We start from the raw sequence: 13,164 nt of genomic DNA, 5'->3' as shown, positions 1-13,164 counted from the left end.
TGAAATTTGAAAAATATTCATTTAGAGAATAGTTTAAAATTGAGTTTATTAAAGTTAAGTGAAGATGAAAAGCAGCAATTTGTTATGAAATTTGAAAAAATTGTTTATATGTTAGATAAAATTTCTGAATTTAAAATTAAAGATGGCTTCCATAAAGCAGTATGTAATTTTTCTGACTTAAGAGATGATGAGATTTTGCCTTCGTTGACAATAGAATCTATTAAGAATTTTAGCAATGTTTTTGTTGATGGTTATTTTTTATCACCTAAAGTACTTGAATAGGGAGTAATGATTTGGACTTAAGTGGTTTGAATTTAATAAAAATTAAAGAATTAATATTGACTCGGAAATATAAGATTTATGATATTATCCTTTATTATAAGAAAGTTTATGAAGATAATAGAGATATTAATGGTTATGTTGAGTTTTTTGATGATGCATTGGAAATAGCCAAAGAATATGATGATCTTTTAAGTAAAGGTGGGGGACAAGATTTGCCTTTACTTGGTATTCCTATTGCCGTTAAGGATAATATTGCAATTAAAAATAAAGATTTAACTTGTGCATCTGAGATTTTGCAAGGTTATATTTCTCCTTATGATGCAACTGTTATTAAAAGATTAAAAGATAATGGGGCAATTATAATTGGAAGAACTAATATGGATGAGTTTGCAATGGGTTCTTCTTGTGAATTTTCTTATTATGGAGTTACTCTTAATCCTTCAAATAAAGAATATGTTGTGGGGGGAAGTTCTGGTGGTTCTGCAGCTGTTGTTGCTGGAGGTCAAGCCCCTTTTTCACTTGGAAGTGATACGGGTGGTTCTGTTAGGCTTCCTGCTTCATTTGCAGGTGTAATTGGATTTAAGCCTTCCTATGGAGGATTGTCTCGCTATGGACTGTCATCTTATTCTTCGTCTCTTGATCAAATAGGATTTTTTGCTAATTCTATTGATGACGTGGCTTTAATATTAAAATATACTTGTGGAATTGATACAATGGATTCTACTAGTATAGATATTATTCAAGAACCCTATCCATTATTAAATAAACCTTTAAAAGGTACTAAATTGGCTGTTATTAAAGAGTTTAGTAAAGACTTGATGGAAGAGGATATTTATTGTGAGTTTTCTAAATTTAAGTCTGCTCTTTTAAGTAAGGGTGTTGAGATACATGAAATTTCAATAGAAGCATTTAATTTTGTACTTTCTCTTTATTATTCAATATCTCCTGTTGAAGCTGCATCTAATCTTGCTCGTTATACTTGTCTTCATTATGGAAAAAGATTAAATGATACATTGAGTCTTAATGATTTTTATTACAAACATAGAAGTTTATTTTTACAAGAAGAAGTTAAAAGGCGTGTTGTACTTGGTAATTATTTATTATCAGAAGGATATGATTTGGAATATTATACTAAGGCTTGTAAAATTATAGAAAACGTATTGATTCCAAAATTTGATGAAATTTTTAACAATTATTCGTATATTATAACTCCCACAAGTTTTTTGAAACCTTTTAAAATAGGTGAAAATTTTGATGATCCTTTGAAAATGTATTATTCTGATTTATGTACTGTGATTGCCAATCTTATTGGTTTTCCTGCACTTTCAATTCCATTTGCTAAAGATGATAAGGGATTACCTATTGGTATGCAAGTTATTGGTAGAGTTAAGAGGGATTTTGAACTTTTAAGTTTTTCAAAAAATATAATAGAGGAATTAGAATTAGATGGAATATAAATTGCTTATTGGATTAGAAGTCCACGTACAATTAGGATTAAAGACTAAAGCTTTTTGTGGATGTAAAAATGATTTTGGTGGAATTCCAAATTCTCGTGTTTGTCCAATATGTCTTGGGCTTCCTGGAGCATTACCTAGCGTAAATAAAGAACTTGTTAGTAGTGCAATTTTGGCAGGGCATGCTACTAATTCTACAATTAGAAATATTGTTAAATTCGATAGAAAGCATTATGCTTATCCTGATTTGCCCAAAGGATACCAAATATCTCAAAATGATGAGCCTATTTGTGAGAATGGGTTTATTTTTATTAAAACTAGTTTGGGTGTAAAAAGAATTAATATTGCAAGAATACATATGGAAGAGGATTCTGGAAAAAGTTTGCATTTGCTTTCAAATGATAATCAAAGTTATATTGATTTTAATCGTGCAGGAGCACCATTGCTAGAAATTGTATCACAACCTGATATACGTAGTGGAGAAGAAGCCGTAGCTTATTTGAATGCTTTAAGGGAAATTTTTAGATATCTTGATTTGTCTGAGTGTAGTATGGAAAATGGATCATTTCGTTGTGATGTTAATATTAACTTACTTATTAATGAGAATGATGTTAACTATAAAACTCCCATTTCTGAGATAAAAAATTTAAATTCTTTTAAGTCAGTAAAGTTAGCAATTGATTATGAGGAGTCAAAACAAAAAGAAGAATGGATTTTGTATAGAAAAACTTTGGAAAGTGTCGGGAAGTGTACAATGGGATTTGATGATAAGAAAGGTATTACAGTTCTTCAAAGAAGCAAAGAAACAATATCTGATTATCGTTATATCAAGGATCCAGATTTACCTTTAATTAAACTTGAGAGTGATTATATTGAAAATATTAAATCTCATAGGATGGTGGAGTTACCTTTTGATGCAAGAATTAGGTTGCAAGAGCAGTATGGGCTTAGTGATTTTGATGTTGTAACTTTAACTTCAGATAAAAATTTGGTTAAATATTTTGAAGAGGCAGCATTAACTTCAAGTGAACCTAAGAAAGTGGCTAATTGGATATTATCTGAAGTGTTAAGTGTGTTAAATGAAAGGGAAATAGGTATACTTGATTTTAATTTACCAGCATCATATATTGGTGAGCTTGTTGAATTTATTCTTAATGGAAAAATAAGTGGAAAGATTTCTAAGGAAATATTTTTAGAAATGGTTGACAGAAATGTTTCTTCTATTACTATTATCAATGAAAAAAAATTAGAACAGATAAGCGATAAATCGTTTATTGAATCAATTGTAATTGAAGTGTTAAACGAAAATCCTAAATCAATTGAACTTTACAAAAAAGGGAAAAGTCATGCTGTTAAATTTATGATGGGACAGATTATGCGTAAAACTTCTGGTAAGGTTAATCCTGTTCTTTCAAATGAAATTTTAATGAATAAATTGCAGGATGTGTAGTAAATCTTTATTGAGTTGTTTTCCCATAATTAAAAGAGCAAGATTTTTTTATCTTTATGATATTAATGGTAATCGGTATTTAGATTTATATTTAAATGAAGGTTTAAATTTTTTAGGGCATAGAGTTCAAGGATTAAATCTGATTCTTAAGCAAACTTTTTCAAGAGGGCTTACAGCATCTTATCCATCTATATTTAAAAAGCAATTTGAAAATGTTTTTTTTTCTTACTTTAAAGAAGCAGGATTTGTGCGTGTTTTTAGGTTTGAAAGAGATGCTAGAGATTTTTTGTTGTCATTAACAGGTCAAAATTATTTTAGTAATCCTTGGGAAGTGAGGCAGGGTATATATGAGTTTAAGTTTGGATTTAATAATGTGAGATATCCTATGTTTATAAAGCTTCCAATGCCTGGATGTATGTCTATTAATATTGTTATAGTAGATAATTTGTCTAAAAAAATGGAATTTAGAGATTCTTTTGATGCTTTAACTTTAGCAGTTGCTAAGCATATGCTTGTTAAAATTTTATCTTATGAAAAAAGTTTAAAAATTAATTTTGATATTTTTTCTACTCCTATGTTTAAATTGATTAATAGGTATATGTTTCCTTGCTATAAATCTGAATATCATGGTGAGGTTTTTAAGGAATATTTAAGTAATGGATATTTAATTAGTCCTGTTTTTGATTTTCCTTCACTTTTACCTTTGAAATTTTCTAAAGGAGATTTAGATGGTTTTCGAAAAATTTCTGCTAAGCTTCAAAACAAATTTGGATGTTAGTATTGACAGGTTAACTTACAAATAATACAATGAAAAGGTATAATTTTGTAGAATATCTAAGCGAGGACTTTATATTATTATGAATAAAATGACTAATAATAAGACAATATGGATGAAACCAAGATACGTGAAGAAAAAGTGGTATGTGATTGATGCTTCGGATAAAGTTCTTGGTAGAATTGCTACAGAAGCTGTTAAAATTCTGAGGGGCAAACATAAACCTTATTATACTCCTCACCAAGATTTAGGTGATAATGTTGTTATTATTAATGCTTCAAAGGTTAAGCTTACTGGTAAGAAATATTTTCAAAAAATTTATTATAGACATTCAAGATATCCTGGAGGTCTTTATTCTGATACTTATAGAACATTATCTGAAAGAAAACCAACAGCTCCTCTTGAAATTGCTATTAAGGGCATGTTGCCAAAGGGTCCTTTGGGTCGTGAGCTTTTTAGAAATCTAAAGGTTTTTGCTGATGCTAATCATAAGCTTAGCTCTCAGAATCTTTATAAATTAGAAGCAAATTAAGAGAGGAAAAATGGCAAAATCAGATGTTAAGGGTGTTAATTTAGGAATGGGTACAGGGCGCAGAAAATCTTCTGTTGCTAGGGTTTATATTAGAGAAGGTAAGGGTGACATTAAGATTAACCACAAGAATTTTGATGTTTACATGCAGCTTGAAAAGTTAAAAACAATAGCTTTATCCCCATTAGCTTTAACGCATACTCTTGGTAAATATGATATTTATATTAATGTTTATGGTGGAGGTATTTCAGGTCAGGCTGGTGCTATTAGACATGGTATTGCAAGGGCTCTTTTTGATCTTGATGAAGAGTATAAAATGGTTCTTAAATCCAATGGATTTTTAACAAGAGATTCACGAAAAGTTGAACGTAAGAAGTTTGGGAAAAAGAAAGCTAGGAAGAGTTTCCAATTTTCAAAAAGATAGATATTTATTTTTATATTATTTTGTTTATATAAAAATAAGCCCTTTGAAAGAGGGCTTTAATTATTTATTCTTATTTATTAATGGAATAAAATACGTCTTTTCCATGATATTCGGCAATACTGCCCAATTCTTCTTCTATTCTTAATAATTGATTGTATTTTGCAATTCTATCTGTTCTGGATAGAGAACCTGTTTTGATTTGTCCTGTTCCAAGTGCAACAACAAGATCAGCAATTGTTGTATCTTCTGTTTCTCCTGATCTATGTGATACTATTGCAGTATAGCCTGCTTTTTTTGCCATTTCTACAGCTTCAAAAGTTTCGGTTAATGTTCCAATTTGATTTACTTTAATTAAGATTGCATTTGCAACTTTCATTTCAATTCCTTTTTTTAGGAATGATGTATTTGTTACAAATAAATCATCTCCTACAAGTTGAATTTTATTTCCAATTTTATCTGTAAGTTTTTTCCAGCCATCCCAGTCTTCTTCAGCCATTCCATCTTCAATTGATATAATAGGATATTTTTCTACCCATTTTGCCCAATATTCAACCATTTCTTGAGATGTTAATTCTTCTTTTGTTGACCATTTAAATACATATTTTTTTGTTTTTGGATCATATAATTCAGATGTTGCTGGATCAAGAGCAATTGCAATATCTGTTCCAGGTGTATATCCTGCACTTTTTATGGCTTCCATAATAACTTCACAAGCTTCTTCATTTGATTTTAAATTTGGTGCAAATCCCCCTTCATCCCCCACGGATGTTGCATAACCTTTTTTGCTTAAAATACTCTTAAGTGTATGAAAAACTTCAGCAGACATTCTTATTGCATCACTAAATGTTTTTGCTCCAATTGGCATTATCATAAATTCTTGAAAATCAACAGAATTGTCAGAGTGGGCACCTCCGTTTATGATATTGCACATTGGTGTAGGTAAAATGTTGGCTTTGTATGTACCAAGGTATTGATAAACTTTAAGTCCAAGATGTTCAGCTGCTGCTCTTGCTGTAGCCATTGAAACTGCAAGAATAGCATTAGCCCCAAGTTTTGATTTGTTAGGAGTTCCATCAAGTTCAAGCATTTTTCTATCAATTTCAACTTGGTTTAAAGCACTCATTCCTTCAAGTTCTGGAGAGATTATATTTATTATATTTTCAACTGCTTTAAGTACTCCTTTTCCCATATAAACGGATTTATCACCATCTCTTAATTCAACAGCTTCATTAGTTCCTGTTGATGCACCTGATGGAACAGCTGCTCTACCTAGAGTACCATCTTCAAGTATTACGTCTGCTTCAACAGTTGGATTGCCTCTAGAATCAATTATTTGTCTAGCTTTTATTTCATAAATATGAAAGCCCATTTTTACACTCCTTGTTGGTTAATATTTATGTATATTTACTTTAGTATATATTTTTAGTATAATAGCAAATAAAATAAATGTGTAGTCTTTTTGTAAAAGAATTGTTTGGCGAGTTTTATAATTCAATTATGGGAAAAACTTTGCGATGGTTATTTTGTTTTATATTTTTTTTCTGTAATGTTATTAATGTTTTAGCAACGAGTTATATAATTGAAAATTTTGATTTGTCTTTAAATGAATTTTTAGAAGTATCAACCAGAGAAAATAATTTATCACCTATTGTTGATTCTAAGCGAGTTATTATGTTTTATCCTCCAAATAAGGGTATTCGAAAGATTTTTGCTGCTTTTGAGTTTGATGATTATGCGAAAAAATATTTGTTTAAAAAAAATAAATATGGGCTTTTTTTCGTAAAAATTAATCTTCCTCATGGAATTGGTAAAATTAAATATAGACTTATTGTGGATGGTATCTGGACAAATGATGAATATAATAAAAATGTAGTTTTTAATAAGGATCTAATTCCGTTTTCTATAATTGATATAGGTGTGGATTATGGTTATGTTTCTTTGAGAAATCCAATTGATTCGTCTGATGGTAGGGAAGTGGAACTTTTTTATATAGGACAACCTGGACATATTGTTACAATAGCTGGCAATTTTAATAATTTTAATCCGTTTTTAAACAGATTGGTTGAGCAAGAATCACGTAAGGGTGTATATACTATTAAGCTTAAAGATCTTCCTAAGGGTAGGATTTATTATTATTTTGTAGATTCTGGGAATAAGGTTATAGATAAGAATAATGTAAATAGGGTTAATTTATATTCAGTTGAAAATGTTGAGAATAAGGTAGATTTTGAAGTCTCTTATTTTGATAACTAAATATTCAAATTAAAATTTAATTTTTATTCATTAATTTACATTGGGTTTATTAAATTATGGTCCCTATTTTTAAGGGAAGAAGATTTTAAACAAGTAAAAGTTGTGTTTTATATGTTTTACTATTTTAGTTTTTATTAAGTAAACTATTCATCTCATCAAAAAGATATTTAGATACAAAATGATCTTTCTCTACTTCTTCAAGAATTTCATTTTCTGTTGGTGAATATGTATTTCGTATATTCGTTAAAGATGGTTCATCAAGCTTAATAGTTTTATTTTTTATTTTTTCTGGATCAATTTCTGGAATAGAGGCTATTAATGTTTTTGTGTATGGATGTTTAGGATTTGAAAATAAAATTTCTCTAGGTGCAATTTCTAAGATTATACCCTGATACATTACGGCAATTTTGTCGCTCATGTATTTTACTACTGCTAAGTCATGTGAAATGAATAGATAAGATAGACTTAATTCTTTTTGTAAATCTTTAAGTAAGTTTAAAATTTGTGCTCTGATTGACACATCTAATGCAGATACAGCTTCATCTAATAATAAAAGTTTAGGGTTTAAAGCTAGTGCCCTTGCTATACCTATTCTTTGTCTCTGTCCTCCTGAAAATTCGTGTGGATATCTAGATAACATGCTTTTTGAGAGACCAGTAATATCCATTAATTCATTTACTCTTTGTTCTATTTCTTGTTTTGTTCGTGGAATAATTTTGTTTTCATTGTATATCACAAGTGGTTCTGCTATTATTTCTCTTATTGTCATTCTTGGATTTAGGGATGTGTGTGGATCTTGAAATACCATTTGCATGTCTTTTTTTGTCTTTAAAAGTTCTTTTTTTGACAGTTTTGTTATGTCTTTACCATTAAAATATATTCTACCAGATGTTGGTGTATAGAGTTGCATTATTGTTCTTAATGTTGTTGATTTTCCACATCCAGATTCGCCAACAAGTCCTAGTGTTTTGTTACGTTCAACTTCGAAACTAATGCCGTTTACAGCGTTTACTTTACGTTTATTTTTCCAAAATAAAAAGTTTTCTCCGATTGTGAATGTTTGTACCAAATTTTCTACTTTAAGAATTATATCTTTTTCATTTGTCATTTAAATACCCTCGTTGTTATTTGTAATAGTTTCAATGGGATAATCTTTAATTGAATAAAGTTTTTCATTTGGATTTTTATCAAGAGTTAGTATTGATTTTAAAAGTCCAATTGTGTATGGATGTTTAGGATTTTTAAATATTTCTTGTACTGTTCCTTCTTCTACAAATTTTCCTTGGTACATTACAGAGACAGTATCGCATATTTCTGCTACTACTCCTAAATCATGTGTTATTAATATGGTGGAGGTATTAAATTTCCTAGAGAGATTTTTAATTAGTAATAGTATTTGCTCTTGAATTGTGACATCAAGAGCTGTTGTAGGTTCATCTGCAATTAATAATGATGGATGACAACTTAATGCCATTGCAATCATCACTCTTTGTCTCATTCCTCCTGAGAATTGATGTGGATAGTGTTTTATTCTCTCTTCTGCGTTTATAACACCAACTGTTTTCAACATTTCTATTGCTTTTTGTTTTGCTTGCTTTTTATTTAATTTTTGGTGTAACATGATTGTCTCTTCAATTTGTGTGGATATTTTTAGATATGGATTTAGAGACGTCATTGGATCTTGAAATATCATTGCTATTTTATTACCTCTTATGCTTTGAAGTTCTTTTTCTTTGAGTTTCAGTAAATCTTGATTTTCGAATATTATTTCTCCAGTTTTATATATCGTTGTAGATTCGGGTAATAGTTTTAATATTGCCATGCTTGTGACAGATTTTCCACTGCCAGATTCTCCAACAATAGCTCTAATTTCTCCTCTTTTCATTTTTAAATTTATATTATTTACAGGATATATTGTTGTGTGTTTTAATTGAAATTCAATTGTTAAATTTTTGATTTCTAGCATATAGTTTTCGTTCATTTATATCTCCTTAGAGGTTATCTTTTGGATCAAATGCATCTCGTAATCCGTCGCCTAAGAAGTTCATAAATAATAGGAAAATTGTCATGATTGATGCTGGTATGAAAATTTTCCATGGATATTCAATAAATGTAGGAATTCCATTTTTAATTAATTCTCCCCAACTAGTCATTGGTGCTGATATTCCAAGTCCTAGAAATGATAGAAATGATTCAAGTATAATGAATGAGGGAACATTCATTGTTGTAATAATCACTATCATTCCAAAGCTATTGGGTATTAAATGTTTGAATATCATTCTTCTATTTGTTGCACCCAATGTCCTGGCGGCTTCTATGAATTCAGATTGTGAGAGTGTTTTTACTTGTCCCCTTACAATTCTAGAAATTGTTAACCATGAGATTATACTTATTGCAATAAATAAGCCGATGATGTTTCTTTCCATAATCGTCATTAAGGTTATTATTACAAGTAGATTAGGTAAAGAATAGAGAACTTCCGTTATTTTAGTTATAATTCTATCTATAATGCCGCCAAAGAAACCTGCTGTTGCTCCTATTATGCTTCCTATAAGCATTGATATTAATGCTCCAATAAATCCAATAGATATCGATATTTGACTTCCTTGTATTATGCGTGAAAGCAAGTCTCGTCCAAGATTATCTGTGCCTAGTAAATATATTCTTTTGTGTATTTTGGTTTCTTTTCCATTAATAATTTGGATTTCAGTTTCTATCTTTCTTTTTATCTCCTCAAGTTTTTCTTTTTCTTCTTCATTGATTTCTCTATTTTCCTTTTTTGCTAATCTTTTTATAAAATCAAGTTCTTTTTTGTACCAAAGTTCTCCTGCATATCTAAAAGATGGAGGTAAATCGACATGTTCTACAATTTGAGTATAATATTTATATATTGGTAATATTGGCTGAAGTATTGCAATTGCCATGTAAAATCCAATGACAAATATACTAATATACGCAAGTTTATTTTCTTTAAATCTTAACCATGCTCTTTTATTTGCTGTTTGAGTATCGATGTTTACACATGTATTTTGTTTTATATTGCTCATTTGATTTGTTCTCCTATATTCTTGGATCAAGTTTTTTGTATATAATATCAGATGCCAAAATGGAGATGAGCAATATTGCTGAATATACTAATAATGAGCCCATTAGTAATGGATAATCTCTGTTTAGAGATGCTTCTATTGTAAATATGCCCATTCCAGCAATTCTGAATATTTGTTCGATAACCATACTTCCAGAAATTATACCAGCAAATGCAGGGCCTATATAGCTTACAATTGGCAGTATAGCTCCTATAAGTACATGCTTTCTAATTATTACATTAAAGCTTAGTCCTTTAGCTTTTGCTGTTCGTACAAAATCACTATTTAAAATTTCTAGCATAGAACCTCTAATTATGCGCGTAAAAATAGCTATCCATGGTAAACTCATTGTTAATATTGGCATAATTAAATTTGCAAGACCACCTCTTTCTGAAATCCATCCAGAAGTATAGAACAATTTTAATTTGACAGATAAAATGTATTGTAAAATAGGACCGGTTACAAATGTGGGCACGGAAATTCCAAATATAGCAGCCATTCTTATTATATAATCTATGTGTGTGTTTTTGTTGATTGCTGCTAGTGAGCCCAGTACAATTCCAAGTGTAAGAGATATTATAAGACTAATTATTCCAATTGTAAATGACTTAGGAAACCCTAATTTTATATATTGATTTACACTTAAGTCCTTTTTTGCTATTGATGGACCAAAGTCACCTTTTAATATATTTTTAATATAGTAATAAGCTTGCATATAAAAAGGCTTATCAAGGTGATATTTTTGCATTAGTTTTTCTTTTACTTGAGGATCAATTGGTTTTTCAGAATCGAATGGATTTCCGGGAGCAAGTCTCATTATCAAAAAACATAAAAAAATTATTATTATTAAAGTTGGTAATGTTTCTAGTAATTTTTGTATACTAAACCTTAACATAATTGCTCCTTACTATGATAGAAAGATAAAGATTTGTATGCGTTATATAATGAACCATTGTAACATAGAAGGTGAGATATTATTCAAAAAAATTCACTTTATTTTAATTGATTTGTAACTATTGATTTTGTTGATTTTAAGTAGACTTAATGGTTTTCTTGCTTTTGTTCTTTATAATATTAATATTATATTGCTTTAATTAAGGTAGTATGTTGTATGAGTAGTTAATTTCATCTGTCAGTATTATATTTGAATTTTTTTGTAGGTAAATCTTTTTGTATTAAATATATAATTATAATTTTAATTTTTTTAAAATTTTCAATTTACAGACATCTAACAAAAATGTTTCATTTAGATGTCTGTTTTTTCTATTTTATGAGTTTAAGTTGCGAAAAGTCAAATCTTTCTGCAATGTTAGGTTCCCATCCAGTCCATTTATCGTTTTTAAATAAATAATTTCCTGCATATATGTATATTGGAGCTATCGGAAAATCTTTCTCTATAATTATTGATTCGGCTTCTCTTAATATATCTTGTCTTTTAATCGGATCTTGTTCGAAATTAGATTGTTTCATTAAATTTTCATATTCTTCATTAAAATAATTGTATGATGAAAAATTTGAAAGTCCCTTTTGAAATAAAGTTAAAAATGTTGATGGATCTGCATAATCACCTATCCAACCAGATCTTGCTATTTCATAATTACCTTTTTGTTTGTTGTCTAGAAATGATGCCCATTCTTCATTTGTAAGTTCAATATTGATCTTTAAAATTTTCAACCATTGGTTTTGAATGAATTCAGCAATTTTTTTGTGATTTTCATTTGTATTATATTTGATTTTTAATGTAGGAAAACCTTTTCCATCAGGATAACCAGCTTCACTCATTAATTGTTTTGCTTTTTGTGGGTTGAATAGTTCTAATGATTTTTTATAGGAATAATTGTTGAATTTTGGACTTACATTTCTTGTTGGAATAGCCCCATTTTTTATAATTTTTGATGTCAATGTTTGTCTGTCAATAGCAAGAGTTAAAGCTTCTCTGATTTTTACATTGTCAAGAGGTTTGATATGTGTGTTGAATGAATAGTAATAAAGACCATTAATAGGTGATGAGTAATAATCATTTCTTAATTCTATTTCTTTTATTAGGTCAGATGGAATTATTGCAAAGACAGCATCGATTTCATTATTTTCATACATTCTGTAGGCAGTTGATGCGTCATTTATTGTGTAAAATATCAGTTCTTGTACTTCAATATTTTTAGCATTAAAGTAGTAGTCATTTTTGGTAAGTGATATTTTTTCATTTGGTGTTCTCTCAGTTAGTTTATATGCGCCACTTACTACCATATTTTCAGGATCTGTCCATTTATTTCCATGTTTTTCGATAACATGCACTGGTACTGGTATAAAAGATTGGTGTACTAACATATCTAGAAAATAAGATTTTGGAGCGGTAATAGATATTTCTAGTGTTAGGTCGTCTATAGCTTTAATACCAAGTTCAGATTCTGATATTTTGCCTTCAAAATAATCTTCTCCATTTTTAATTGTTGATTTAACAAGTGCAACATAATTTGATGCTGTTTCTTTATTTAATATTCTAAGGTAAGATTTTCGAATACCCTCAGCAGTAATAGGGACTCCATCACTCCAAACAAGATTTTTTCTTAAATTAAATGTATATACAGTGCCATCTTGAGATATATCCCAAGATTCAGCTAGCCCTGGTTTGTATCCGCCAGTTTTTGGGTCACCAATTACGATGCCATTGAACATTTGTGAAATTATAGTAGTACCCATTTTGTCTTCAGCTAATTGAGGATCTATTGATTTAGGTTCTCCCCCTATAGCGATTTTAAATGATACATTTTCTTTGTTGCTTTCCTTACTACAGGATAGGATAGTTATTAAAAAAAATATAATGAATGTTATTTTTTTTATTTGCATTTTGATCTCCTTATTTAACTTAATTACTTTTATTAACTTTAATTCTATTTTAGCTGAAATGATT

General features: G+C 29.2%; 13 protein-coding genes. 7 read left to right on the top strand and 6 right to left on the bottom strand.

From position 1 onward, the window contains the following. The first annotated feature begins 6 nt into the window (after positions 1–6). The 6 genes from gatC (at position 7) to rpsI (ending at position 4,914) form a co-directional block, all read left to right on the top strand. Positions 7–282 (top strand): Asp-tRNA(Asn)/Glu-tRNA(Gln) amidotransferase subunit GatC, encoded by a 276-nt coding sequence (gatC, locus tag BDU_RS01705; RefSeq protein WP_012538105.1) that lies wholly within the window; start codon positions 7–9, stop codon positions 280–282. Between the two features lie 11 nt (positions 283–293). Continuing rightward, the gene (gene gatA, locus BDU_RS01700; protein WP_012538104.1) at positions 294–1,739 is read left to right on the top strand and encodes an Asp-tRNA(Asn)/Glu-tRNA(Gln) amidotransferase subunit GatA; all 1,446 of its coding nucleotides are present in this window, start codon (positions 294–296) and stop codon (positions 1,737–1,739) included. Beyond that, complete coding sequence (gene gatB / locus BDU_RS01695) at positions 1,729–3,186, top strand: Asp-tRNA(Asn)/Glu-tRNA(Gln) amidotransferase subunit GatB (RefSeq protein WP_012538103.1); 1,458 nt, start codon at positions 1,729–1,731, stop codon at positions 3,184–3,186. Before gatA ends, gatB begins: the two co-directional genes overlap by 11 nt. Next, the gene (locus BDU_RS01690; protein WP_012538102.1) at positions 3,179–3,964 is read left to right on the top strand and encodes a hypothetical protein; all 786 of its coding nucleotides are present in this window, start codon (positions 3,179–3,181) and stop codon (positions 3,962–3,964) included. Before gatB ends, BDU_RS01690 begins: the two co-directional genes overlap by 8 nt. A gap of 79 nt (positions 3,965–4,043) precedes the next feature. Then, positions 4,044–4,493, top strand: a complete 450-nt coding sequence (gene rplM / locus BDU_RS01685) for a 50S ribosomal protein L13 (protein ID WP_012538101.1) — start codon at positions 4,044–4,046, stop codon at positions 4,491–4,493. Between the two features lie 10 nt (positions 4,494–4,503). Further along, the gene (rpsI, locus tag BDU_RS01680; protein ID WP_012538100.1) at positions 4,504–4,914 is read left to right on the top strand and encodes a 30S ribosomal protein S9; all 411 of its coding nucleotides are present in this window, start codon (positions 4,504–4,506) and stop codon (positions 4,912–4,914) included. A gap of 70 nt (positions 4,915–4,984) precedes the next feature. On the opposite strand, the gene eno is transcribed toward rpsI, so the two are convergent. After that, positions 4,985–6,283 carry a phosphopyruvate hydratase gene (eno, locus tag BDU_RS01675; RefSeq protein WP_012538099.1) on the bottom strand — a complete coding sequence of 433 codons (1,299 nt, stop codon included), beginning with the start codon at positions 6,281–6,283 and terminating at the stop codon, positions 4,985–4,987. 128 nt (positions 6,284–6,411) lie between these two features. Here eno and BDU_RS01670 point away from each other — a divergent pair, with 128 nt between their 5' ends. After that, on the top strand, positions 6,412–7,167 hold the full coding sequence (locus BDU_RS01670) for a hypothetical protein (protein WP_041177773.1): 756 nt from the start codon (positions 6,412–6,414) through the stop codon (positions 7,165–7,167). A 124-nt stretch (positions 7,168–7,291) separates the two neighbouring features. On the opposite strand, the gene BDU_RS01665 is transcribed toward BDU_RS01670, so the two are convergent. The 5 genes from BDU_RS01665 to BDU_RS01645 all read right to left on the bottom strand — a co-directional run bounded on the left by BDU_RS01665 (position 7,292) and on the right by BDU_RS01645 (position 13,100). After that, positions 7,292–8,275: an ABC transporter ATP-binding protein gene (locus BDU_RS01665; RefSeq protein WP_012538097.1), complete on the bottom strand. Its 984-nt coding sequence runs from the start codon at positions 8,273–8,275 to the stop codon at positions 7,292–7,294. Then, complete coding sequence (locus BDU_RS01660) at positions 8,276–9,148, bottom strand: ABC transporter ATP-binding protein (protein ID WP_012538096.1); 873 nt, start codon at positions 9,146–9,148, stop codon at positions 8,276–8,278. 10 nt (positions 9,149–9,158) lie between these two features. After that, positions 9,159–10,214: an ABC transporter permease gene (locus tag BDU_RS01655; RefSeq protein WP_025400666.1), complete on the bottom strand. Its 1,056-nt coding sequence runs from the start codon at positions 10,212–10,214 to the stop codon at positions 9,159–9,161. A 13-nt stretch (positions 10,215–10,227) separates the two neighbouring features. Continuing rightward, positions 10,228–11,148: an ABC transporter permease gene (locus BDU_RS01650; RefSeq protein ID WP_012538094.1), complete on the bottom strand. Its 921-nt coding sequence runs from the start codon at positions 11,146–11,148 to the stop codon at positions 10,228–10,230. A gap of 368 nt (positions 11,149–11,516) precedes the next feature. Continuing rightward, complete coding sequence (locus tag BDU_RS01645; protein ID WP_041177701.1) at positions 11,517–13,100, bottom strand: peptide ABC transporter substrate-binding protein; 1,584 nt, start codon at positions 13,098–13,100, stop codon at positions 11,517–11,519. Positions 13,101–13,164 lie beyond the last annotated feature (64 nt).

This window comes from Borrelia duttonii Ly (assembly GCF_000019685.1).
GTDB lineage: Bacteria > Spirochaetota > Spirochaetia > Borreliales > Borreliaceae > Borrelia > Borrelia duttonii.
The sequence above is the reverse complement of the archived record's forward strand: the minus strand, read 5'-3'. Positions and strand labels throughout refer to the sequence as shown.